Raw genomic sequence first — 25724 nt, 5'->3', positions numbered from 1 at the left:
ATTAGTGACTCCACTCTACCGATACTGAAATGTCATGACCATTGGCCTTCAAGAAGGCGTGGCGTTTGGCAATATTCAAATCTTCCGCCACCATTTCAGAGCACATTTCTTGTACTGTAATCTCTGGAATCCAACCCAACTTTTGCTTCGCTTTGCTTGGGTCACCCAATAGAGTTTCTACCTCTGCAGGACGGAAATAACGTGGGTCTATTTGTACCACTACATCGCCTACTTTTAAAGCTGGTGCTTTATCACCTTCAATTCCGGTAACAATGGCTTTTTCGTTTATGGCTTCACCTTCAAACTTCAAGCTCACACCCAATTCTTTAGCAGACCATTCGATGAACTGACGCACTGAATATTGCACACCTGTGGCAATCACAAAATCCTCTGGCTGATCTTGTTGAAGCATCATCCACTGCATGCGCACATAATCTTTCGCATGGCCCCAATCACGTAAAGCATCCATGTTGCCCATGTACAAGCATTTCTCTAAACCTTGGGCGATGTTTGCCAAGCCACGAGTAATTTTACGAGTCACAAAGGTTTCACCACGACGAGGGGATTCATGGTTAAACAAAATTCCGTTGCAAGCGTACATACCATACGATTCACGATAGTTAACCACGATCCAGTAAGCGTACATTTTCGCCACGGCATATGGAGAGCGAGGATAAAATGGTGTGGTTTCTTTTTGTGGCGTTTCCTGGACAAGGCCATAAAGTTCAGATGTAGACGCTTGATAAAACTTGGTGGTTTTTTCCAAACCCAGAAGACGAATGGCTTCCAACAAACGCAATGTGCCCATAGCGTCTACGTCGGCTGTGTACTCAGGGGATTCAAACGACACTGCTACGTGAGACTGAGCGCCCAAGTTATACACTTCATCAGGCTTCACTTCTTGCAAAATACGCGTCAAATTAGAAGAGTCGGTCAAATCACCGTAATGAAGAATAAAGTTTGCATTATCCACGTGCGGATCTTGATAAATGTGATCCACACGCTGAGTGTTAAAAAAAGACGCTCGACGTTTAATACCATGCACTTCATAGCCTTTTGCAAGCAAAAACTCAGCTAAATAAGAGCCGTCTTGACCCGTTACGCCGGTAATAAGGGCTTTTTTCTTCATTTTTTCCATTTCCATTTTTTCGTAATTAAAATTAATTAAATAATTTAGTTTTATCTAAGCCGATAACGCCCTAATCATTCCCAAACAAATCACGGGTATACACTTTAGCAACCACATCATCCAGGTCGCCTGTCATGCGGTTCGCTATAATCACATCAGAAACAGCTTTAAAATTTTCTAAGTCTTTCATAACCTTTGAATGAAAAAATTCACTCTCCTGTAATTCAGGTTCGTAGATCACAACTTCGATTCCTTTTGCCTTTATCCGCTTCATAATGCCCTGAATAGCCGAGGCACGGAAGTTATCACTGCCAGTTTTCATAACGAGTCGGTAGATACCAACCACTTTAGGGTTACGCTTAAGCACAGAGTCGGCAATAAAGTCTTTACGGGTTGAGTTGGAATCCACAATCGCGCGGATCAGGTTATTGGGCACATCTTGGTAATTCGCTAATAACTGCTTGGTGTCTTTTGGCAAACAATAACCACCGTAACCAAAGCTTGGATTGTTGTAGTGGTTGCCAATACGTGGGTCTAGTGACACACCGTCAATGATTTGCTTGGTGTCTAGACCATGAGACTCACAGTAGGTGTCTAGCTCATTGAAATAGGCAACACGAAGGGCCAAATAGGTATTTGAAAATAACTTAACCGCTTCGGCTTCTGTGCTGTCGGTAAAGAGTATTTCGATATCGTCTTTTAGAGCGCTCTGTTTTAGTAAGTTTGCAAAGACTTCAGCACGTTCACTGCGCTCCCCGACTATGATGCGAGACGGGTACAGGTTGTCGTGTAAGGCTTTGCCTTCTCGTAGAAATTCAGGCGAAAAGAAAATGTTCGACGTATTAAATTTTTCATTTACGCTTTTGGTATAACCCACTGGCACGGTAGATTTAATCACCATGGCCGCATTGGGGTTAATCGCCAATACGTCTTGGATGACGCTTTCGACCGACTTGGTGTTGAAGTAATTCGTACTTGGGTCGTAATCTGTCGGTGTGGCAATAATAACGAACTCTGCGTTTTTATAGGCTGCTTGTTTGTCTAGCGTGGCAGTGAAGTTAAGCGTTTTGTTTGCCAAGAAGTCTTCGATCTCCGTATCAACAATAGGTGACTGCTTGTTGTTCAGCATGGCGACTTTTTCAGGAACAATGTCCACCGCTATGACGTCATTGTGTTGCGCCAGCAACATGGCGTTTGATAAGCCAACGTAGCCGGTTCCGGCAATGGCGATTTTGTATTTTTTCATTGTGTTTAGTCTCATTTTTCAATGCCGCTATTGTTTTCAGGTAAGCGCCTCGTGCCTCGGATCATCTGACCTACGGGTGCGACCTACGTAATGCAGTGATTTGCCGCGGCATATCTTTTGACGGCCTAAAGGCCGACCTACATAATGAGTTTCTCGGCTCATCCGGCCTACGGTTTTGTATATTAAAAGTGACTTACATAGTTACATCACTTTTATTGTCAGATCACGTCTCGTACCTATATTCATCTCTTCAAAGCCGGATTACATCTTCGTTCCTCGGCTCATCCTTCAAAGCCGGGTAACACCTCGTGCCTCGTCTCATCCGGCCTACGGGGCATTATGTTTTTACTTCTTGGCGTAGTTGTTCTATTTCTTTTTCTAGGGCTTCGTGTTCTTTTAGTTTTCGTTGCAGAAAGCGCTGCGTAAGAGAAACCTTTTCTTCTATGCCTTTTGGGGTAAGTAAGTATAGGTAGCCCATTTTGTTGATGCTGTTTTTAAAATTTTCCGCTTTTATCAGGCCTTTTTCTATTAGTGCTTTTAGGCAAAAGTTGGCTTTTCCTAGGCTAATATCTAGGCGTTTGGCCAGTTCACGTTGACTAATATCAGGATCTTGCTGTAGTTCTTTTAAAATTTTGTAGCGGTATTCGTCGGTTAACATTTAAGCACCTTAGATATAAAACTAAGAGTGATGCATAAATACGAAAAATAATAAGCGTGGAAAGGTGTGGTGTGTGAAGGTGTGAGTAAGCTTTCCATGCATTTACCTCGTTTAATGTTATCCATTTTAATTACTAAAGAACTATTAATCCCATACTAGCTTCCCCTTGGAAGTTATAAGAGGAAAGGACAAATATATGCTGCGTTCAATTGGTGAACGATATTAATACAAGACATGAAATCATGCAAAGAATGTGTTCGAAAAGAGTTTGTAAAGTGGACATTTTTTTAAGCTTTTTTGGCTATATGGATATGCTGGTTATGATCATTCGCCAGATCATGCCTCGTGCCTTGGCTAATCTGACCATGTGATTTGGTGTTGTTTAGTTTTTGACGGCCTGAAGGCCGACCTACATGTGATTGGTTTTGCTTAGCTTTTTGACGGCCTGAAGGCCGACCTACATGTGATTGGTTTTGTTTAGCTTTTGACGGTCTGAAGGCCGAGCTACATAACGGGCTTCTCGGCTCATCTGACCTACGGGATCTGGCGGATAGTTGGATTTATCTTGGCAGGGCTTTTATTACGGTTCTTAAGTAGTCGTTGATTAGGTGATATTTCTTTTGTTTTAGAATGGGTTGTATTTTTTCCCAATCAAGGTTGAGATAGTCGTGAATGATGGCATTTCTCATACCGATAGCACCGCGCATGTCGTTAATATCAGGATGAGTAATCGCCAGTCGCTCATAAGTTCTTTCTATGCTAGCTCTGGCTTCGGAAGGCACTGGTTTATTTTGTGACTTTAGATAATGTTTGGAGCAGCCGATTGCGACTTCAACAACCACTTGTAAGCTACGCTCTGACGCACTGCGTTCGTTAAAGGTAAGTGGTCTCTGTGCGACAAGATCGCTTAGTTCGTCTAAACCTGCTAGATGCTGTTCAACTTGCTCTGTTAGAGCCAGTATATAAGGTTCATAGTTACTTTCGGTTTCTTTCATGTTCATTTCGAAAAGCTTCCCATAAAGACCAAATCCGATGTTGTTCTGAATGTAAACGTAGAGGATATCGACAATAAATCACTTTACCATCAGTAATGGCGCTGTATGCCAGTGGAATGGGTACATTGTTTATGTCGATCATGGAAATTTTTTCTGTGGTTGCTTTTGACCATTGATATGACAATTCGTCACAATAAAATGCACGCTTAGCGATCAACTTCTGATCATAGGCAATGGCAAGATCGTAGTCGCTGTTAGCAGCAGCGTTACCTTTTGCTTGTGAGCCATACAACCAAACCACTTCGATAGCACTATTTGCTGCAGCCAACTCTTGTAAAGTAGCGATTGTTTTTTGTTGGTTCAAGGATAACCTTTTTAGTTGGGTGTTTGCTGTTGAAATATACGTTTTATATTGAGGGTGTCAATGGTGACTATTCTGTAGGACGTTATGAATAAAGTGTAATGTGCCAGTTAATGACGTTGGTTTGATGTTGGTCTGGTTGATGGTATACCCTTGATACTTCTTTAAAAAACGATACATAAGGATTTGTATGTTAGATATTAAGCATCACGGTGCTGTGCAGGGTGTTACTGGGTCTTGTCATGAGTTGTTTGTTGATTCTGATCAATCTGTGTTAGTGGATATTGGGTTGTTTCAGGGGGCGGAGACGTCTGGGTCTGGGGCAGATTCAAATAGTTTAGAAATAGATTTTGATCTTTCTGCTGTTCAGGCCTTGGTGATTACTCACGTTCATATAGACCATGTTGGGCGTTTGCCTTATTTGTTGACCGCTGGGTTTACTGGGCCGATTTATTGCTCTAAACCCAGCGCCGCTCTGTTACCTCTGGTTATTGAAGATGCGTTAAAAGTCGGTGTGACGCGCAATGCGAGCATTATTAAGGCTTGCCTAGACAGGCTAGCTTCTCAGTTAGTTCCGCTGGATTATAAAACCTGGACTGACGTTCCTTTAACTTCAAACAATACCACCAAAGTACAAGTGCGATTGTGTCGTGCAGGTCATATTTTGGGGTCGGCTTATGTGATTTTTCGGGTTGAAGGGGGTGACCTTTGTCGGCCTAAAGGCACGACCTACAAAAAATATTGGGATGTGGTGTTTTCTGGGGATTTGGGCGCGCCCTATTCACCTTTATTGCCTGCACCACTATCACCTTATCGAGCAGATCAGTTGGTTATCGAAAGCACTTACGGTGATCGTAACCATGAGAATCGATCTACTCGGCGTCAACATTTACAGCACAGTTTAGAACACGCATTGAGTGATTCTGGCACGGTGCTCATTCCTGCTTTTAGCATTGGCCGCACCCAGGAGCTTTTGTATGAGTTGGAACATATTATTCATCAAAATAAACACAAAGCCGTGAGTCAAACTCGTTCTGGTGTTTCGTTAAATTGGGAAGATATCGATATTATTATCGATTCACCTTTGGCGAGCCGTTTTACTAAGGTGTATCGGTCTTTGGCAAGCTATTGGGATGATGAAGCAAAACGCCGCGTAAGTTCTGGCCGTCATCCATTGGATTTTGAGCAAGTTACGACAATTGATGATCACGCCACCCATTTACAAACCGTCGCCTACCTACAACGCCAAACTCGCCCCGCTATTGTTATCGCCGCCTCCGGCATGTGTGCTGGCGGCCGTATTGTGAATTATTTAAAGGCATTATTAGGTGACGAACGTAACGATGTGCTGTTTGTGGGCTATCAGGCAGCGGGGACGCCAGGACGGGATATTTTGCGTTACCACGACAAGCCAAATGGCTATGTGGTATTCGACGGGGAGCGTTACGCCATTAATGCCAAGGTACAGCAAATCAGCGGATATTCCGCCCATGCAGGGCAACGGGATTTGTTAAATTTCATTAAGCGCATGCGAGTGAGGCCGAAGAAGGTGCATTTGGTGCACGGGGACGATAACGCCAAACGGACGTTAAAGGGGTTGATTGAAATGGCCCATCCAGAGTGTGAGGTTGTGGTGCCGTAGGAAATAAATTTTCCGTACCTCACCCCAAAAAACACCTCCCGATTGGTACATTAGAAAGCATTAAGAAAATGGCAGGAATTTAATTAGTACCTTAACGACACCAACAGCACACGAGGTGATTATGTTATTTATGGTTGGTATAGAGCGCCCACAGGACAACAACACAGCATGGGGCATTATTGTTCCGGTGTTTGAGGAATTAGGATACGGCTGTATTTCTGCAGCCGATAAACAAGAAGAAATATTATATCGCGCCAAAGAGGTCATTCTTTTGATGTCCGAAGAAGTGATAGCGGACGGACATATGCTATCAACGTTAAATACTGGATTTGTTGATTATCGCACTAAGTACCCAGAGTTTACTGAATGGCTAGCCATTGAAGTGCCTGCTGAAGGACTAAAAGGTAAACAGAAGCGCGTCAACATTACTTTATCCGAACCGCTATTGGCTCGAGTTGATGCCTATGTTGGATTTCATCATGAGTTTAAAGATCGGTCGGATTTTTTGGCCAAAGCCGCTGATCGTTTTATGCAATCGAAGTAGCATTTAGCGAGGTTGTCATGTTTTCGTAGGCCGGATGAGGGAGGCACGACCGTTATCCGGCGTTTGATGATTGGTATTATGTGATGTAGTTGATGTTTTCGTGACGGTTTTTCGTAGGCCGGATGAGGGAGGTACGACCGTTATCCGGCGAAGGATGATTGGTATTGTGTGATGTGGTTGGTGATTTCGCGACGGATTTTCGTAGGCCGGATGAGGGAGGTACGACCGTTATCCGGCGTTTGATGATTGGTATTGTGTGATGTAGTTGATGTTTTCGTGACGGATTTTCGTAGGCCGGATGAGGGAGGTACGACCGTTATCCGGCGTTTGATGATTGGTATTGTGTGATGTGGTTGGTGATTTCGCGACGGATTTTCGTAGGCCGGATGAGGGAGGCACGACCGTTATCCGGCGTTTGATGATTGGTATTGTGTGATGTAGTTGATGTTTTCGTGACGGATTTTCGTAGGCCGGATGAGGGAGGTACGACCGTGATCCGGCGGAGGATGGTTATGAGCGCCGGATAACGCCTCGTACCTCGGCTCATCCGGCCTACGGGTGGGTTAGTCTTTTTTAGTGAAGGCGAAGCGGATAAGTACGATACCCATGCCGAGCATGCCGCCGAGTAGTACAGCGAGTACGCAGATTAAGGCACGTTTGGGCCCGGCTTTTTCTTCTGGTACGACGGCTGGGTCGATGGTTTTAAAAACAAATTCGTCTTGCACCTGCGCCAGCATTAGATTTTTGGTCTGCTCTTCTATCAGTTGATAAAACACCGACTGCATGTCTGATATGCTGGTTTTTTTGATTTGTTCTTCTAGATAGCCAATATTACGGCGAGTTTCGTCTAAGGATTTGTCTTTCATCCAAGCATTTAAGTCTGTTACCAGCCAGTCCACCCACTGCTTAGCAATGCTGGGAGATAAATGCGTTACGGATAAAGTAATAAGACCAGTGTCCTTACTAAACGATACAGCAAGAATACCTCTTAATGCACCGTACGCCCTCCAGTCCGACGGCTTTAAAGATTGCCCCGCTTCGTTAGTAAGCCATTGCCTTGCTTGAGCATCATAGAGATCAGCATTGAATATCAACTTATCTTGCGACCTGTCCCATTCCTTTGTCGCCATCAGTGGAGCCAATATGTCGTATTTTTCAATAAATGCCTTAAGGAACTGACGGGATTGTAAGGTAGCTAACGCAATGGCTTTGCTGTCTGTGCCGCTACCACCAAGGTTAATGCCGGCCAATGATGCCAACCCACCAAATTGTGACGCCATTGCTGCAAGACCGCCAGATTTGCTGTCGTTGGCCGATGCCAATACCGCTTCCGCTTTATAGGTATTGGGTTGAGATAGTGCATACAACACGCCGCCTACGGCAAACACGAAGGTGGTAAATATGATGATCCATTTACCCTTCCAAAGCGCCATAAACAACTCTTTTAGGTCTATTTCATCATCATGGTTCGGATATGGTTGGGAAGGAAAGTTGTACTTATCGTTCATTGTCATTCTTCGCTTTATAGTGTGCACTGCATATAAAATGGGCTGGTTTATAGGGAATAAAGTTATGCCAGTCAGTTAATAATATGCTTAGCTGACTGGCATTTGGACGACGCCCTTTTTTATCCCTTATGATGGTGTATCAGATCAATCTTTGATCGCACTCCACGCTACACCAATCTGGTACAGTATCTGAGTCGCTGTAGATAAGGTACTTAAGCCATCTAGGTAGTCGGTATTGATCGGCACTATGATGGTATCGCCTGGCTCTAGCGGATCATAGTCACGACTAAACCAGAAAGAGTTATTCGGCAGCTCTACAGAGCCATTCGCTTTCACTATGTAAATACGATCGGTATCTGCTTGGCGTTTAGTGCCACCAGCAGACGCTATATAGTCTTCTACAGTCAAGTTAGGGTTAAAAGTGTGGTTCGATGAAAATTGCACTTCACCAACAACGCTTATGACAGGGTTCAATGCTGGCACAAAAAGCTTATCGCCTTTTTCTAACATTAAGTTAGCCAGCTTATCGCCTTTCACAGCATAACTGAGATCCACCACCAAACGGCCTACTGGCTCAGCATTATCAAGTTGATCCACTATCGCGATAGCCTGAGCAGGGTCGGCAACCGATGATGACCCTTGACGGCGCAAAGACATCGCACTGATTTCTTGTTTTAGCTGTGCGTTTAGGAATTTTAATCTTTCTGCTTCCTGACGCTTTAAGCGCTCACGGCTAAATACAGCACCAGAAGGGTAAGCAAATTCGGTAAAACCACCAGCACGCTCAATCACGTCTTTTAAGGTTTCACCACGCTTAAAAGTATAGGTACCAGGAAAAACAAACTCCCCTTGCAGCTCAACCACCATACCTTCTTCCCAACCTGGTTGCGTTTTAACAATCAGGTGATCTTGTGCACTCAATGCGACAGGGTACTTGCCACTAATCGCGTCTTTTAGTGAAAAATTCATCCGGTCGAATGTTGAACGATTGTCTTTTATCACCCGACGCGACAATTCTGCTGATCCTAAATAAGCTTCTTGCGTCAGACCTCCAGCTGCGGCCAGTAAGGAAGCCACATTGGCATTTTTAGATTGAGGATAAAGCCCTGGAAACTTTACCGCACCAGATACTTCGATTACTTTTGCAGGACTTCCATAACTAGCCTGTTCTTTTAGGCGCTCCATTATAGGTTTAAGCAATGCTTCTCGGCTGGCTTTGCGAAGTTCTGCCGCATCCGACATTTCATTAGCACCTGCAATATTTAATGTTGTATTTTCTTCTTTTGTAACAACAGCACCCGTTTCAACATCTAGTGCCTCACGCTGCCTTTTATATAAATCAGCCTGAGTATTATATAAATCAGCCTGCGTCGTAGAGGCATTATCTTTTTTCAATACACCATTACGTTCAGGCTTAGCCTTATCGTTTATGTAAGACCCAAACCAGTAGTCTTGCGCTAGGCCGTTATCAAATACAAAGATTTGGTCTTTTTCTTGCAACGTTAGGTTTTCTGCTGAGTCTTGATCAGTTAACGCATTCAATAAGCTAAATTGATAAACTTCGATGTCTTGGTTGGCGTTAACTTCTCGCACTAATATAGCATAATTCAAATCGGCCGTTTGCTTTAAGCCGTCATCGATAGAACCTATAGCATCACTTACTTTCATACCTGGTTTAAAATTAAGCGCTCCTTGCCTAACAACTTCACCACGTACGGCCACTGCGTTTTTAAGCGACATAGAAACAGCGGATAGGTTTATTTCATCGCCATTTTTTAGTTTGAACCCTCGCCCCATTGGTGAAGAAAGGTCTAATGTAAATTGCTGCAAGCCGTTTGAGCTGGTTCGACGCACACTCACTCTGGAAAGATAAGCTTGTGGTTTTGCTCCGCCTGCCAGCGACAAAAGCTGATCAACCGTTGTGTCATCTTTGGTTTCATAAACCGCAGGGCGTGCTACTTGGCCCTCTATAGCAATGCGATTTTTACGTACTGGAATAAATAACGTGTCGCCAGAAGACAAACGAACATCTTTCGAAGTGTCACCTTTGATTAACAAATCATAAAGATCAAAATCAGACACCACTTTGCCTTTACGCATTAACTGAATATGGCGCAAGCTCCCAGATTTCTTTACACCACCGCTAGCGATCAATGCTTGGGTAATGGTGGTTAAGCCATTTACATTGTAGGCGCCGGGCTGCATGGCCTCCCCGACGATATAGACCTGCATGGTACGCATGGCGCCCATAGTGACAGATACATCTACGCCGATGGTTTTGTTTTTAATTACGTCATTGAGCTGTTTACGCAGCTGCGCGAATGTTTGCCCTGCTACGGCGATAGGCCCAATATCAGGTAAATTAATAGAGCCATCTCTATCTATAGTTAAGGATAAGTTTTGATTAGTTTTACCAAAGGTTTGCACACTAATTACGTCACCTGGGCCCATTTGATAATCGAGCGGCACAGGCAAATTATCCACTATGGTTAAACCTAGACTATTATTACCAAATACATCGTAGCCAAACTGAGTCAAGCTACCATCGCTGTCTGCTGCCGCTTGAACGGTAGGTGCCGGTTTTGCTTCGCTCACGACAGGTTCCAATACTGGTGTCTGTTGCACAGGGGCCGACTCGGTATTGGCCGCACCTCCGGTCAAAGCCCCAAGATCCACACCATATTGACGGGCTAGCGCCTCCTGTTGTGCTTTAGGCAAACTTTGAAACTGGCTAATTTGCGCAGCTGTCGGAGTGAAAGCCAACAAACTCCCTGCTAGAGTCATCATCAACACTGATAAAAGTAGTTTTTTAAGTCGCATACTATGTGGTCTATTTAGGTTCTATAAAAATTTTAGATTAGCTATTTTTAATATTAGCTATTCAAGTGCTGGATTTATGAGTTTTACTTAAAAACGAAATTCATAGCCTGCCCATATATTCGTTTGACTATCACTATTCTGTACTTGCTGGCGACTCGCCCCTACACGCACCATTCCCGCTAAAGCGGGTAAATTATACGTTAATTGACTGGTCTTAATTTTTTCATCATCGAGTGTTGAGTTCTGATAACTTATACCGATTTGATGATCGTTTTTAAGCTGTAAATACAAGGCAACTGAAACACTGTCGTCCAGCATATAAGTTGTATTAGCTACATCATCGGTTACAGAAGGATAATTTCCTGATTCCCATTGGGTTGTATCATGAGCATCGGTAGATTGTTGAGATTCCAATACAATTCGAGCAATGTTTTCCCCTAGCGGAAAACTCCCTGTCCAACCCATCAACCAAGCGCCCAACTCGGTTTGGTTAGAAGTAGAAGCCGCTTCCGCATAAACACTGTGATACAAACTTGCAATACTAGGTAACGTTAGTTTTGCATCAAGTGCTAATTGTTTGTCGTTTTGAATGGAGTCCTCACCTGCAAACCATGTTTGATAAGTAATACCGTACTCAAAAAGGGAAAAAGGTTTTGATACTAAGCGCGTTGCGCTGTGGTAGTCGTAATCGGAACGAGCAGGTTGAGCCAATATACTTTCGACACTCCAAACGCCCAAAATATTGTTCTCGCCAATATAGCTAACACTTACATCTGGCGCCGCTTTAGCGTACGAGCCTAAAATTAGATTGTGCTGCCAACCTTGCCCCCACCAGCGATCAACATTCCCAATAGACCAAAGCCAAGCACCAGAACTATAAGCAAGGTAGCTATTGTCTAGGTTTAAAGTGGTATCGTCTTGGTATTCGCTGTAACCAGCCGTTAAACGGTAAGAAAATGAATTTCCTAAATGCTCAACACTGGTATAAACGCCCTTTTCATCTTCGTTAAACTGACCAAAGCCCGAAGGTACTGCTGGATTAGAACCATTTAGCACCTTGAACAATCTATTACCGCGATTCAATTTGGCTGAGTTCAACGTATAAAGCAGTTCTTGATTAGCTAATAATACAGTATCAATTTCTCGGTCTGTGTAGGTTAAATCGTCACCAAATAAAGACCAACGCATGGGGTAATGATTAACAGGTGAAGAAATCTGACCAGAATCAGACAATAGCAATAAGGACGAGCGCAAAAATGGATCATTGGCTTCCAGCCAAGGCGACGCGGCTACAATAGCAGAAGTGCAACCTAGAAACGGCACCAATAAAACGTTATGAACCAGTTTATTAGAGCAACAGCAACTAAGAAAACTGAGTTTTGGAAAATATAGAATCGGTTTTTTTTTTACGTTAAAAGAGAACATTAATAGGTCACAGTTCCTTGTATTGATAGAGATAACGCTTTCATGAGCATGCTTCCTATCTGACTATTATTAAGATTCCGCACATAATGTCCCAAAACACAGCAAAAATAAAGGCTGCTTACTCAATGCTTTCACAAAGTGCGGCATTTTTTAAACATTGTTCATTATTGGTATTTGTCCGCTTAGCGTACATTTCGCCAGCATTTAAAGTCGGATTTGATGGCGACAAGGTTAGCATTGATTAAAAATTTAACAAAAAGTCTGCTCTCAGCGCTTACATTGTCATAAATCTTGCTCTAAAATCGAAAATGAAGAACATTCTTCAAACATCGATGTTTAATGATAAGGAAATATTATGAAACTTGTTACTTTGGCTACAATCGTAGCACTTGGCCTAGCTAGCCAAGCATATGGCGAAGCGGCTGGTAGTGCTGGTGCGACTGGTGCTGGTGGTGCGGGCGCAGGAGCTGGTGCGGCGGGCGCAGGAGCTGGTGCGGCAGGTGCGGGTGCAGCGGCTGCCGGTGCTGGTGCTGCTGGCGCAGCTGCAGTTGGCGGCTTAGCTGCGGCTTCTGTTGCTGCTGCAGCTGTCGCTGTTGGTGTTGCTGTTGGTGTTGCTGCAAGCGACAACAACTCTTCAGTTAGTGTTAGCACAACTACAGTCACTCAGTAATCAATAAAACTGAAATCGCCTGATTGAATCTCTCATCAGGCGATTTTTTACATTCTACTATTATTTGGTCAGCTAATGCTTCGCGCTTTTTCATTTTCTATTCTACTCTGTGTCTTTTTTTTATCTGGCTGCTCCGGACATTTCAAAAGCATCATGGACTCTGCACAAATCTATATGGATGCTAAAAAAGGGAACGAAATTACTGCAGAATATATAACCGCTCTCCCATACGCTAGTTCACTAGTCACCATAAATGATGCAAAACCACTCCTGCTGATCTTAGCGTTAGCAGAAAAAAACACCATAAATGGTAGTTATCGGCTCACATGGGTCACGGAAGATAAAGGGGCTATCGTTACTGAAAATGGTCGTATTATTCATACAGTAGGCTTCCTCACTAACAATCTAGAAGAGTTACTTGCCGTTAACAACAATTTGCCTTATCCAGGTAAGACAAATTCTTGGCAAGCTATTTATGATTGGTCTCCAGGCTATAGATATAACTTTAGCGCTAACGTTGAGAGCTTATCTTTTGGTACTGAAACCATATCAACTCAGCGGTGGGAGCAAGAGACAGAGCACATTCAAGAGAAAGTCAGTTTTACATCGTTAAATAGCGAGTTAATAAACGATTTCTGGATGGCTCCAGCAACCAGTACGACAAAACCATTTGTCGTCAAAAGCATTCAATATTTAGGGCCCAAAATGGATAGAGTTGAAATGCTGATGGTGAAACCTTTTATCGAGCCTCTTCCAAATAGCAGCCTATCTTCAAACACTAAGGATTCGGAGTCATGACACGGTTGTTACAATCAATTATTATCAGCTGTTACGTTTTAATCAGTTTCATATCATCTAATGCGATGGCCGAAGCCACTAACATTGTTCTTTTACAAAAACAGAAAATGCTATCGTATCCGCAACCTGTAACACTATCATACCCTCAAGAAATACGCTTATCGCAGGTATTAACAGACGCCTATGCACAATTAGACTATCAACCTTATTCTCTTGGCATTGCATTAATAGATCCAAACAAGCAGCGACAAATAGATGAAAAAAAACACGCGATACTAAAACAACTGCGAGATATTAATACACCAGCATCTAATTATGTTGCTAAGCAATTAAGTTCATTACATTTTGTATATCGGGAAAAGATAGAAACAGACCTTACCAAGGTTCAAGTAACCCCCAAGTACAACCCCATGGTGAAGGGGACTTATCAGCTACTTTTACCCAAGCGTCCACGACATGTGTTCCTGATTAATGCAGATGATCAAAACTTTCTAACACTTCAGCTAACAGCAAATAGTAATCTGAAAGATTACTTAGCCGAGCAGTTCGAAGCTTATCGCTATACTTATGATAATGCTTGGATCATTCAGGCCAATCAGGATGTATATCAAGCTACCGATATTCAATGGAAAGGGAAACTCTATTTCCTAAGCCCTGGCTCTATGGTGTTTATCGGTTTAACCGGCCTTTCTGAAAAATATCGCGATTTAAATGCAGATATCGCCCACCTACTTGCCTTACGTTTGGAGCCATAATGCCGTTTAAACGCTCTTCTTTTTCATCTCTAATTGTTTGCTCAAACCTCATATTGATCGCACCTACCTACGCAGAAGAAGCTGGTTACTTTGCGGCACCATTTCAAGGCCCTCAATTCAAACCGTCTCAAGGTGACCTTGGTGGTATTGGTCTAATGCAAATGCCTTCTGGCCGCATGGCGGAAGACGGTGCATTTAGTTTTGGTTACAGTCAGAGTAGTGAATACAATTTCTACACTGTATCATTACAACTAATGCCTTGGTTAGAAACCACCATTCGCTACACCCAAGTAGAAGACCTGCTATATAGCAATGATGAAAACTTTAGTGGTGATACAAAACTAGCCGACAAAGGCGTAGATGCCAAACTAAGGTTACTAGAAGAAAGCCATTGGCTGCCTGAAGTTTCCGTTGGTCTAAGAGATCTTGGTGGCACAGGGCTATTTGATGGTGAGTTTATTGCGGCAACAAAACGCCTTTCAACCGATGGTTATGGTCAATTTGATTTCACCTTAGGTTTAGGCTGGGGTTATTTCGGAACACGAGGCAATATTAGCAATCCTCTTTGTAGTGCCGCTAATCGTTTCTGTGACCGTATTTCTGGGTTCTCAGATAACGGTGGTTCCATCGACTACGACCGCTGGTTTACAGGCCCATCCTCAATATTTGGTGGTATTGAATATCAAACACCTTATGAGCCATTACGCTTAAAAATTGAATACGATGGCAATAACTATAGCCAAGATCGCCCTGTTACCAGCGGGAGTGTAGACATGACACCTAAAACACCGTGGAACGTGGGTGCCGTTTATGCCATAAACGATGGTTTCGATATCCGCTTAAGTTACGAACGTGGCACGACTGCGGTTCTTGGTTTTACTTTTACCACCAACTTTGACACTATCAAAACACCTTGGATTGACGACCCTATTCCAGCACTAGGAACAAATCAAGCTTTAAGCCTTGATAAAGTTGATTGGAAACAACTAGATACAGAACTAAACGACGTTGCTGGGTATCAATCTGAAATGATATATCAGCAAGGTGATACAATTGCTATTGTTTCAAAACAAAACAGTAAATATCGTGATCGCGATGTTGCCGCAGAACGAGCAGCTGCCGTATTAGTAAACCATCTACCAACCGACGTCCAGTCTTACAAAATCATCGAAGAGTCAAAAAACCTTCCGGTTAAATCGACAGAAATTTCCGCTCAAGGCTATAGAGACATAGCAAACGTCGAATATTTAAACCCTTCCATTAAAGATGCTCTTATCGATCTACCCCCAGAGAAAATTGCTGGCGATCCTTTGTATGAAAATTTTGAGCCTTTAGATTATGGTTTTAATCCGCACCTAACTCAATCTTTTGGTGGCCCTGAAAACTTTTACATATACAGCTTAAGTGTAGATGGTGGTGCCTCTTATTGGCTTACTGACAATCTGCAATTATCAGGTGCCGTTTCAATGAACTTAGTCGATAACTACGACAAGTTGAATTTCGATGTCGCTTCTGATGACACTTCTAACTATCGTGTACGAACACTAGTTCGTGCCTATGTTAGTAACAATGATGCAAATATGAGCAACCTGCAACTGACTTGGTTCCAGAAATATGGCCAAAACTGGTACCAGCAAATTTATGGTGGTTACCTTGAAACCATGTTTGCAGGTTTTGGTACTGAAGTCTTGTACCGCCAACCGAACTCGAACTGGGCAATTGGTGCGGATGTAAATGCCATTGCACAACGCGACCCGGACTCTGTATTTGGCATATTCCAGAATGATAACGACTATGGTAGCGATGCAAAGGTACTTGCCAGAGGAACTACGGGGCATGTATCACTTTACTACCAACCACAATGGTCTTTTTTAGAAGACACTATGTTCCGTGTAGACATGGGTAAGTTCTTGGCTGCGGATGTTGGCGCAAGATTGGATTTTTCAAAACAATATAAGAGCGGCATAATTGTGGGCGCTTACGCCAGCCGAACCAACATGTCAGCAGAAGAGTTTGGTGAAGGTAGTTTTACCAAAGGATTTTATTTGTCTATCCCGTTTGACGCATTATCTTATAAACCTACCACTAGCCGAGGGAACTTCAATTGGCAGCCTATTACTAGGGATGGCGGTCAAATGCTAGGAAAGCGGAACAGTTTATATGACATTACGGATATGGTGTCGCCTTGGTATCAACGCCCTAACCAGAATTGATAATTTATATGTTTTGTAGGTCGTGATTCACGATTTGTGTAGGTCGTGCTTTAGCGCGTCAAGGAAGTTTTGTAAAGGCTGGATGCTTTTTGACGGCCTAAAGGCCGACCTACAGAGGATTGGTTTTTTGTAGGTCGTGCTTTAGCGCGTCAAGGAAGTTTTGTAAAGGCTGGATGCTTTTTGACGGCCTAAAGGCCGACCTACAGAGGATTGGTTTTTTGTAGGTCGTGCTTTAGCGCGTCAAGGATGTTTTGTAAGGGCAGGATGCTTTTTGACGGCCTAAAGGCCGACCTACAGAGGATTGGTTTTTTGTAGGTCGTGCTTTAGCGCGTCAAGGATGTTTTGTAAGGGCAGGATGCTTTAGGCCGTCAAGAAATCACATTTAAAAGGAGGCTTTATGTCATGGAATGACCTAAGGAAAGGAAGGTTGTCAGAACCCAACCGCGAATATTTCATTACGTTTAATACACTTGATAAAATTCCGTATTTCAATGACTTCTCTCTTGCTCATTTGTTTTGCCAACAGATAGAAGCAAATCAAAGACACCATAAATGCACATGGTTAACATGGGTTCTAATGCCAGATCACTTCCACGGTCTAGTGAAACTGAAAAATCATAGTTCAACATTACCGACTATTGTTGGCAATTTAAAAGGCACCAGCGCTTTCAAAGTAAATAAACATCTAAAAAGAAGTGGTAAATTATGGCAACCTTCCTTTTATGACCGCGCATTACGAGCTGAAGAAGATCGCCTTCATATTGCTCGCTATATTGTCGCAAACCCTTTACGAAAAGGGTTAGTCAAAAGTGTAAAAGAGTACCCTTTTTGGGATTCATTTTATTTATAGATTGCAGAGTTTTTAACTTTTTTGACGGCCTATAAGGCCGACCTACATTTGGGTGGGCTTGGGGTGATTCGTTTTTTGACGGCCTAAAAGCCGACCTACAAGTGATTTGGTGTTATTGGTTTTTGTAGGTCGTGCTTTGGCGCGTCAAGGATGTTTTGTAAAGGCAGGATGCTTTTTGACGGCCTAAAGGCCGACCTACATTTGGGTGGGCTTGGGGTGATTCGTTTTTTGACGGCCTAAAAGCCGACCTACAGGTGATTTGGTGTTATTGGTTTTTGTAGGTCGTGCTTTAGCGCGTCAAGGAAGTTTTGTAAAGGCTGGATGCTTTTTGACGGCCTAAAGGCCGACCTACAAGTGATTTGGTTTGGTGTGATCGGGCTTTTGACGACCTAGGTTTTGGTTCGCTCCGGGGCCATGGTTATTCCATTCTACAAATCTCGCGTCTTTATCTGGTTCAAAACTGCGTTTTGAACCATCTGGCGCTAGGCCTTGCATGCTGTCCCAGCCGTAGATATGGTTATCAAGGTAGCATTCGATAAAAACGGCTTTGCCGATGGCATTTGGATCGGCGTAACGTCCGTCGGGAAACTGTGTGGTTGGGTGCCAAGGACGACCTAGAGCGTAGCTGTGTTTTGGCACTTGGTCATTTTCTCGGATTACACGACAACGCAGGAATGTAAGCCCATCATCTTGATGTATAGACGTGCTGGGCGCTGCGATATAGCCCCACACTGGTGTTTGGCTCGGCCAAGCGCGACAGACAATATCGCAATCCTCTAGTAAAGCATTCCCACAACCAAATACAAAATCGACATTGCCCATGATTTTGCAGTGTTTTAGGTGACTTCGACCACCTTGGGTGCAAAAGGTATCTTGGTAACTTTCTAAGTGCACATGTTCTAATCGAACATTGTCGCTATTGCTATTAAGCAGTAGAGCTACCGCTTGTTTATGTTGAAGTCTTGTGGGGTCGTCAGTTGGCTTGTTGGCGTTTTTTATATAATCCCATTGGTTGATGATAGATAAGTGCTTTAGTGTCACATTGGTAGCATCTACTTCAACCACTCGACTGTTTAGGGTACTAATTAGTTGCCCGCTATTTTCCAACATGCTCGCACATACTTCTGCACAAATAAGGGTGTTTTCTGCTCCATCACCAAGAATTTCGATATTTGCACGTTGGATACAAATGCGTTCTTGATAACATCCTTGATCAATATAAATTCGATAGGTCGAGCTGTCCGCAGGCGCGGCATCAATAGCGGCTTGAATGCTTTCGAAGTCAGCAAAAGGGTTATTCAATGAAACTATGGCATGATATTGATCGTAGTTTTGCATAGGAAATTATCGCGACTCAGCAGAAATGAAAAAGGAGAATGCCATCACGACATTCTCCTTTTAAATAGTAACTAGGTTACATTCAAGTAAACAACAGACAGAAAACTACAGCAAAGAACGCACGTACGCTTCGATCTCTGGGTTTTGGCAATTATCAAAGAAGCATTGTTGGAAGCGCTCACCAGTTACGGCAGTTTTAACCAGCTCTTGGTCCATGGCCTTTAAACCATCCAAGTAGTTGTCTTTCATAGTTGCCGCTTTTACTAGGTTCAAGATGCCAGCGTTTTTAACTTGCGGCTCTTTACGCTCAACTGGATAGCCTTCGCCGCGTGGGCCAGTGAAAGCTTTTTCAAAAATGTAACGTGCATTTAGCTCTGCTGCCCAACCAAAGCCTTTGGCAAACGCCATAGCAATAGCATTACCGTTATTGATTTGGTTGAACAAAAAAGCATCCGAAGGCTCTAAGCAGTAACCACAAACCACTCCTGGATGAGCGTTTAAAGACATCATTGCGCCCTGGCCGGTACCACAACCAGAAACCACAAAGTCTACCGCTTTGGAGTTCAGCAAAAGGCTCGCCATAATACCTAGGTGGATATAAGTCAGGTGATGATCTTTTTCATCACTCATGCCGACGTTAAACACATCGTGATTTAATGGGCCAGCAACCGCATTTAGTTGTTCTAAAATTACGGCGTTTTTACCTGCTTGGCTGTTTTCCATCATCAATGCAATTTTCATAACTTTCTCCTGAATTCGTTTAAATCGTTCGATGTCGCAAGACGTTATTTATAAGAAGTCTTTTCGTACCGGTGTGAAATTATCTAGCAAGACGCCCGGTTCTAAACAGCGGCAGCCATGCATCACATTTGGCTCTTTATAAAGTGTATCGCCAGGGCCAACAATTTTGGTTTCATTCCCTATGGTGAACTCAAACTTACCAGACAGTACGTAGGTTAATTGTTCATGGGGATGATTATGCAGTGGGCCGATGGCATCTTTTTCAAAATGCACTTCTACTGCCATAATGTTATCTGAATAGGCCATGATTTTGCGTGAAACACCCGCACCAAGATCTTCCAGAGGGACTTCGTTATTGTAAACAAACATAGGACAACTCTTTGTATTCTTGTTTTAGACATGTCTACTATAGCAGCGATAAAACATTATTCAATCTTTTATGAAAAGCTGTTTCATTTATTTTTTTATGCTCGATAAAGCAATAAGGTGTAAAGTGGTCTATTCGAGTGAACTAAGGCTGGGTTTGTGGAGAAAGAATAACGGCAGGACTTGTCGGTAGGAAATAAAAAAGGCAAAGCCGGAACGATTTTGCTCCGGCTTTTGATATTTCAGATGGCTAATCTAATAATGGCTACTTAGCGTAACCTAATTTTTCAGATACCTTCGCTGCCGCTTCTTGCAGTAAACCAACGTATTTTTCAAATTTTTCAGGCGTGTAACGTAGTGTTGGAAAAGACAAACTCAATCCAGCAATAACGTTACCTAATCGGTCATAAATAGGCGCTGCGATACAGCGCAAGCCTTCTTCCTGCTCTTCGTTATCAATACCGTAGCCCAAGTCTTTCACTTCTTTTAGTTCCACCAAAAGAGAGTCTATGGAACGGTGGGTTTTCGCTGTAGAAGGCAAAAATTCGGTATCTTTCAGAATATCACGCACATAGCTCTCTGGACGCTCTGCAAGCAGTACTTTACCGATTGCGGTAGAGTAAAGTGGATTACGGCGGCCAATACGAGATTGCATGCGTAAGTTGTATTGCGCATCAACTTTGTATATATAAATAATACCGTCGCCATCACGAATACCAAGGTGAAGTGCTTCTTTAGTCTGCTCACCAATACGAGACATGTAAGGTTCAGTCAGTTCGACCAAATCAACATGTTCCAATGCTCTTGCACTGACTTCAAAGAGTTTCAAGGTAAGTGAGTAACGGTCATCATCGCCTTCTTGCGATACAAAGCCTAACATCTTCATGGTTTGCAAAAAGCGATATACGGTACTTTTTGATGTCATGACGATTTGAGAAAGCTCTGTAACACCTAAAGATTTGTGCTCTGCTAACGCATTTAGAATAGCAAACACCTTCATCACCGAGGATACGGGCTCGATTTGCTGGTTATTTTCTTCGTTTGTCATATAAGTTTCATTTTTTTTGAAATGTGTTTTTGCGATTGTAGAGTAATTCTGCATATAGATACATCCCAACGTTACAAAATGAAACCTAATTTGCAATCAAAAGACTAGATCGGCCACTAAAAGTGCTATTACAGCAAGGTGCGGAAGCATTGTTTCCAGAAAAAATACTTCGCACGCACCTGTGCAGCTCGTCGCTTCTTTTGATTAAAGAGAAAAACAAAAAAGAACTAACGAGCCAACCAACCACCATCTACCGCAATGGTGTAACCATTTACGTATCTAGATGCTTCTGATGCCAAGAATACAATCGGCCCAGCCATGTCACCAGGCGTTCCCCAACGGCCAGCTGGAATGCGGCTTAAAATTTCACTGGAACGATCTTCATCGGCACGCAACGCTGCCGTGTTATCTGTCGCCATATAGCCCGGAGCAATCGCATTCACGTTAATACCATGCTTCGCCCATTCGTTAGCCAATAGACGAGTTACGCCCATCACACCACTTTTTGATGCTGTGTAAGAAGGCACGCGAATACCGCCTTGGTAAGACAGCATAGAAGCAATGTTAATAATATTGCCCGGTGTTCCTTGGGCGATAACTTGCTTTGCAAAGCCTTGAGACATAAAAAAGACCGCTTTAATATTCAGGTCCATTACATCGTCCCAATCTTTTTCGGTAAAATCTATCGCGTCATTGCGACGAATAATACCTGCGTTATTCACTAGAATATCGATTTTACCAAAAGCAGATACCGCTTCTTTCACTACGCGGTCAACACTGTCCATTTTGCTCATGTCAGCAATAACACTATGAAATTGACGACCTGTTTTTGCCATCAATTCAATCGTTTCTGTTGGGTCATCTCTATTTACGCCAACAACATCTGCACCAGCGTTTGCTAGAGCTAAAGCCATTCCCTGACCAAGACCCGTATTACATCCCGTCACAATAGCCACTTTACCCGTCAGATCGAACATATTTTATTCCCCTTGTTTATAATAATTGGACAAACAACCTTTCATTTTGCTGTCCGCTCTCGCTGCGCGGGGCATTGAGATTTTCAACGTTATTTGTGTCATATACCCCCTTCCTTTCCTGAAGGCTGCTACCGAGGTAGAAGTTAAGGCGCGCTTGGCGCGCCTTATACAATACCTAGCTCAAAAGCCATTTAGGCACTCATTTAAGGCGTTTTATTTAATGGCTCTACGCAGTATACGATTACCCTGAGACATGAAGTCGTTCGCGGCTTCCTCAACGGTAATCTCGCCTTGGTCCATTTTTTCAATCATTTCGTCAAAAAGCCCTAACAGCTTAGGGTTTTCAAAATGCGCAGATGTGATGATTTTCTTAGGCAAATCATCTATTTGCGCCAAACCAGCTACCGACAAGTCCGAGTCTTTGATGGTGCCATCTAAAGATAGCGCTCGACGGGCAGCCAAACTTAGTGGAACACCACGCGCTAGACCCATTGCGTTGTAACCAGCAGGTTCATTCAATAGGAAGTTAATTAGCTTAGCCGCGTCTTTTGGATTTTTGCTGTTTTTGCCAATAGAAAGCATTAGCGCTGGTTTATAGAACAAGCCCGCATCATCCGAGCCCTTTTCCATAGGATAGAAACCTAGCTCTAAAGACATTGGTGGCTTCAAGTTGTCGTTATATTTATTAACCGCTGAGTTCCACATATAAAGACCAGCCCATTCACCATTGATCCAAGGCTTATGTTCATATAGGTTGGCCTTACCAAACCCTGCAATATATTTGCTACTTGGCGTAACATGATTTTTCACCATGTCTTCATACATTTTGAAGAACTCAAGCATCTGTGCATCGGAGTAAGCGAACTTTTTCCCAGCTTCGTCTATCATTGGAATGCCATATTTTTGAACCATAAATGAGCGGTTCATCGCAATAATGTCACGTCCTTCAAGCACTAATGGAAAATACTCGTCACCCAATTTTTCTTTAAAAACTGGCCCAGCTTTCATAAAGTCATCCCAAGTGACTGGGTATGCTAAACCGGCTTTTGCCCACGTATCTTTGTTGTAATAGAAAATACGAGCTGCCATGGAAACTGGGATACCATTTAGCTTTCCGTTATTTGTTCCGGCATCAAGGGCGGATTTATCAAACTGGGTAAGATCCAACACATCACTGTATTCACGAAGATCTTTAAAACCGTCACCACGGGCAGAGAAAATCGGCATCCAATTCCAGTTGGTTTGCATGACATCTGGTTCGGTATTACCCGCGATTTGAGTGGTCAAACGTTCTAAATGACCGCCCCAACCGGTATATTCTGATTTAACTGAAATCCCTGGGTGCGTTTTTTCAAATTCTTTTACAGCTTCAATCGTTGCTGAATGTCGAGAGTTTCCTCCCCACCATGACATACGCAAATCTTCTGCGCTTGCATTCACACTCACCATTGAACCAGCAGACGCCAATCCGACTAACAGAGCTATTGTTTTTATTTTCATGTCCTTTTTCCTCGTTAGTGATTACTCAATTTTTTGCACGACTATCACCCTTGCCTTATGTGGCTTAGCTGTCGTGCAAAAGCCTTACAAAGAGATATTTATCTCAGTTTTCTTATCAAAAATATGTGCGTTGCTCATTTCAAAATGGAACAACTGCTCTTTGCCGATTGAATCCGACAATTTAGCCTCCACCACGTCAGAAGGAACTCGCGTACAAAGTTCTCTGTCTTCTACAGTAAAGTGGACGTAAAACTCTGCTCCCATGTTTTCCATGCGAACAATCGTCCCCTTGATAATTTCATCCTGCGGCGAATTTTCATCCGCTAATTTGATGAACTCAGGTCGAATACCAAACACCACGTCTTCGGTGAAGTTGGTTAAGACTTTCTGCAGTTTTTCATCTGGCAAACCCAACATCTGAGACGACAAGGCCAAATGACATTTGCCTTCACCCGTGCGATCTAAACGCGTCTCAACCATGTTCATTTCTGGCGCACCGATAAACCCTGCGACAAAAAGATTTTTTGGATATTTATAAAGGTTGGCTGGCGTATCTACTTGCATGATGTGTCCGTCTTTCATCACACAAATACGGTCCCCCATGGTCATGGCTTCGGTCTGATCGTGGGTAACGTAAACACTGGTTGCCGAACGATTGGTCTTTTTCAGTGTTTTGTGCAAATCCGAAATACGCACGCGCATAGATGCTCGTAACTTGGCATCCAAGTTAGACAAGGGCTCATCAAACAAGAACACTTGAGGACGTTTAACAATGGCACGACCAACTGCAACACGTTGCGCCTGACCGCCAGAAAGCTGACGTGGCAAACGATCTAGTAAAGGCGTAAGCTCAAGAAGTTCAGCCGCTTCATTAACTTGTTTCTCAATATCCGCCTTACTGACTTTTGCTAATTTCAGGCCAAAGCCCAAGTTTTCACGCACACTCATGTGGGGATAAAGCGCATAGTTTTGGAACACCATGGCAATACCGCGATCTTTAGGTGGCAGGCCGTTTACGACCTTGCCACCGATACTAATAGAGCCACCAGTAACTGATTCCAAACCCGCCAACATACGCAAAGTCGTCGATTTCGCACAGCCAGAGGGCCCGATCACTACTAAGAACTCGCCGTCTTCAATTTCTAGGTTAATACCATGAACTGCTTTGAAGCCGTTCGAATACACTTTGGTCAAATTTTCAAATACAACTTTAGACATACTATTCACCTATCCCTTAACGCCACCGGACGAAATTCCTTCTACGAAGTAATTCTGTGCGATTAGGAAAACAACAATTGACGGAACAATGGCAATGGATGCCATCGCCAGAATTTCATTCCACTGAGTACCTTCGGTGACATCAATGGACAATTTAAGAGCCAATGCGATTGGGTATTTTTCTACGCTGGAAATATAAATAAGCGGACCCAAGAAATCGTTCACTGACCACATAAACTGGAACAGTGCGACAGAAATAATGGCAGGCTTCAACATGGGTACAACGATGTACCAAAGCAACTGATAGGAGTTACAACCATCGATTTGTGCTGCTTCTTCCATATCCGTTGGCAGGCCACGTAAGAACTGAATCAACATGAAGACAAAGAAACCTTGGGTCGCAAATGCCATTGGCAAATACAAAGGCAAATAGCTATCTAGCATGCCCATTTCGCGGAACATCAAGTATTGAGGAATCAACAACACAGACGTTGGCAGCAAAATAGTGGCTACTAAAGTAACGAACCAAAACTTCTTAAATGGAATCTCAAAGCGAGCAAAACCATAAGCTACGATGACCGACGAAATCACCGTCAAAATCACTTTTGGCACCACGTAATACAAGGTGTTTATAAAAAATCTTCCGAAGGTATATTCCGTGCCGGTATTCCAGCCATTGATAAAACCATCTAGCGAAAAATTCTTAGGCCAAAGACTCAAAGAGCTGAAAATCTCATGGTTTGGTTTAAAGGCTGCTGAGAACATCCAAAATAGCGGATATAGCATTACCAATCCAAAAAACAGCAGAATAATGTAACGAATAGAAGCGCCCACTCGTTGCTTACGAATTTCAGCTCTTAGCATTGGATTGTTTTTAAGATCTGCGGATAACACCGCCTTATTAGGGAATACTTTATTCATA

General features: G+C 43.1%; 23 protein-coding genes. 7 read left to right on the top strand and 16 right to left on the bottom strand.

What is annotated here, in order from left to right; genetic code table 11:
* Position 1: 1 nt before the first annotated feature.
* The 5 genes from gmd to mntA form a co-directional block, all read right to left on the bottom strand.
* Positions 2–1129, bottom strand: a complete 1128-nt coding sequence (gene gmd, locus CYL31_RS03965; protein WP_212917680.1) for a GDP-mannose 4,6-dehydratase — start codon at positions 1127–1129, stop codon at positions 2–4.
* Between the two features lie 70 nt (positions 1130–1199).
* On the bottom strand, positions 1200–2375 hold the full coding sequence (locus tag CYL31_RS03960) for a nucleotide sugar dehydrogenase (RefSeq protein WP_212917679.1): 1176 nt from the start codon (positions 2373–2375) through the stop codon (positions 1200–1202).
* A 337-nt stretch (positions 2376–2712) separates the two neighbouring features.
* A complete protein-coding gene (locus tag CYL31_RS03955) occupies positions 2713–3033 on the bottom strand; it encodes a MarR family EPS-associated transcriptional regulator (protein WP_212917678.1) in 321 nt (106 codons plus the stop codon).
* A 560-nt stretch (positions 3034–3593) separates the two neighbouring features.
* Positions 3594–4034, bottom strand: a complete 441-nt coding sequence (gene hepT / locus CYL31_RS03950) for a type VII toxin-antitoxin system HepT family RNase toxin (RefSeq protein WP_212917677.1) — start codon at positions 4032–4034, stop codon at positions 3594–3596.
* The gene (mntA, locus tag CYL31_RS03945; RefSeq protein WP_212917676.1) at positions 4009–4392 is read right to left on the bottom strand and encodes a type VII toxin-antitoxin system MntA family adenylyltransferase antitoxin; all 384 of its coding nucleotides are present in this window, start codon (positions 4390–4392) and stop codon (positions 4009–4011) included. The genes hepT and mntA overlap by 26 nt, the downstream gene beginning before the upstream one ends.
* Before the next feature lie 187 nt (positions 4393–4579).
* Here mntA and CYL31_RS03940 point away from each other — a divergent pair, with 187 nt between their 5' ends.
* Positions 4580–6031, top strand: a complete 1452-nt coding sequence (locus CYL31_RS03940) for an MBL fold metallo-hydrolase RNA specificity domain-containing protein (RefSeq protein WP_212917675.1) — start codon at positions 4580–4582, stop codon at positions 6029–6031.
* 121 nt (positions 6032–6152) lie between these two features.
* Complete coding sequence (locus CYL31_RS03935; RefSeq protein WP_212917674.1) at positions 6153–6575, top strand: type II toxin-antitoxin system HicB family antitoxin; 423 nt, start codon at positions 6153–6155, stop codon at positions 6573–6575.
* Between the two features lie 563 nt (positions 6576–7138).
* Here CYL31_RS03935 and CYL31_RS03930 read toward each other — a convergent pair.
* From CYL31_RS03930 to CYL31_RS03920, 3 genes are all read right to left on the bottom strand, one after another.
* Positions 7139–8083 carry a Wzz/FepE/Etk N-terminal domain-containing protein gene (locus CYL31_RS03930; protein ID WP_212917673.1) on the bottom strand — a complete coding sequence of 315 codons (945 nt, stop codon included), beginning with the start codon at positions 8081–8083 and terminating at the stop codon, positions 7139–7141.
* A 144-nt stretch (positions 8084–8227) separates the two neighbouring features.
* Positions 8228–10903 (bottom strand): SLBB domain-containing protein, encoded by a 2676-nt coding sequence (locus CYL31_RS03925; protein ID WP_212917672.1) that lies wholly within the window; start codon positions 10901–10903, stop codon positions 8228–8230.
* 87 nt (positions 10904–10990) lie between these two features.
* Positions 10991–12226, bottom strand: coding sequence for a capsule assembly Wzi family protein (locus CYL31_RS03920; RefSeq protein WP_249411686.1), 1236 nt, complete (start codon positions 12224–12226; stop codon positions 10991–10993).
* 457 nt (positions 12227–12683) lie between these two features.
* Between CYL31_RS03920 and CYL31_RS03915 the strand changes: the two genes are divergently transcribed.
* The 5 genes from CYL31_RS03915 (at position 12684) to CYL31_RS03895 (ending at position 17614) form a co-directional block, all read left to right on the top strand.
* Positions 12684–12998: a hypothetical protein gene (locus CYL31_RS03915; RefSeq protein WP_212917670.1), complete on the top strand. Its 315-nt coding sequence runs from the start codon at positions 12684–12686 to the stop codon at positions 12996–12998.
* Positions 12999–13151: 153 nt separating this feature from the next.
* Positions 13152–13796, top strand: a complete 645-nt coding sequence (locus CYL31_RS03910; protein WP_212917669.1) for a YjbF family lipoprotein — start codon at positions 13152–13154, stop codon at positions 13794–13796.
* The gene (locus tag CYL31_RS03905; RefSeq protein WP_212917668.1) at positions 13793–14551 is read left to right on the top strand and encodes a capsule biosynthesis GfcC D2 domain-containing protein; all 759 of its coding nucleotides are present in this window, start codon (positions 13793–13795) and stop codon (positions 14549–14551) included. Before CYL31_RS03910 ends, CYL31_RS03905 begins: the two co-directional genes overlap by 4 nt.
* A complete protein-coding gene (locus CYL31_RS03900; protein ID WP_212917667.1) occupies positions 14551–16764 on the top strand; it encodes a YjbH domain-containing protein in 2214 nt (737 codons plus the stop codon). The genes CYL31_RS03905 and CYL31_RS03900 overlap by 1 nt, the downstream gene beginning before the upstream one ends.
* A gap of 397 nt (positions 16765–17161) precedes the next feature.
* A complete protein-coding gene (locus CYL31_RS03895; protein WP_212917666.1) occupies positions 17162–17614 on the top strand; it encodes an REP-associated tyrosine transposase in 453 nt (150 codons plus the stop codon).
* Positions 17615–17962: 348 nt separating this feature from the next.
* On the opposite strand, the gene CYL31_RS03890 is transcribed toward CYL31_RS03895, so the two are convergent.
* The 8 genes from CYL31_RS03890 to CYL31_RS03855 all read right to left on the bottom strand — a co-directional run bounded on the left by CYL31_RS03890 (position 17963) and on the right by CYL31_RS03855 (position 25723).
* Positions 17963–18952 (bottom strand): pectinesterase family protein, encoded by a 990-nt coding sequence (locus tag CYL31_RS03890; protein WP_212917665.1) that lies wholly within the window; start codon positions 18950–18952, stop codon positions 17963–17965.
* 105 nt (positions 18953–19057) lie between these two features.
* Positions 19058–19693, bottom strand: coding sequence for an RpiB/LacA/LacB family sugar-phosphate isomerase (locus CYL31_RS03885; RefSeq protein ID WP_212917664.1), 636 nt, complete (start codon positions 19691–19693; stop codon positions 19058–19060).
* A gap of 48 nt (positions 19694–19741) precedes the next feature.
* A complete protein-coding gene (locus CYL31_RS03880) occupies positions 19742–20062 on the bottom strand; it encodes a cupin domain-containing protein (protein ID WP_212917663.1) in 321 nt (106 codons plus the stop codon).
* Positions 20063–20324: 262 nt separating this feature from the next.
* On the bottom strand, positions 20325–21107 hold the full coding sequence (gene kdgR, locus CYL31_RS03875; RefSeq protein WP_212917662.1) for a DNA-binding transcriptional regulator KdgR: 783 nt from the start codon (positions 21105–21107) through the stop codon (positions 20325–20327).
* A 227-nt stretch (positions 21108–21334) separates the two neighbouring features.
* Positions 21335–22084, bottom strand: coding sequence for a 2-dehydro-3-deoxy-D-gluconate 5-dehydrogenase KduD (gene kduD / locus CYL31_RS03870; RefSeq protein ID WP_212917661.1), 750 nt, complete (start codon positions 22082–22084; stop codon positions 21335–21337).
* Positions 22085–22297: 213 nt separating this feature from the next.
* A complete protein-coding gene (locus CYL31_RS03865) occupies positions 22298–23584 on the bottom strand; it encodes an ABC transporter substrate-binding protein (protein ID WP_212917660.1) in 1287 nt (428 codons plus the stop codon).
* 84 nt (positions 23585–23668) lie between these two features.
* On the bottom strand, positions 23669–24802 hold the full coding sequence (locus CYL31_RS03860) for an ABC transporter ATP-binding protein (protein ID WP_212917659.1): 1134 nt from the start codon (positions 24800–24802) through the stop codon (positions 23669–23671).
* 9 nt (positions 24803–24811) lie between these two features.
* Complete coding sequence (locus tag CYL31_RS03855) at positions 24812–25723, bottom strand: carbohydrate ABC transporter permease (RefSeq protein WP_212917658.1); 912 nt, start codon at positions 25721–25723, stop codon at positions 24812–24814.
* Position 25724: the final 1 nt, after the last annotated feature.

Origin of the sequence: Marinomonas sp. A3A (assembly GCF_018336955.1) — a bacterium.
Taxonomy (GTDB): Bacteria; Pseudomonadota; Gammaproteobacteria; order Pseudomonadales; family Marinomonadaceae; genus Marinomonas; species Marinomonas lutimaris.
Note: the sequence above shows the minus strand (reverse complement) of the source record. Positions and strands in the feature narration are given on the sequence as shown.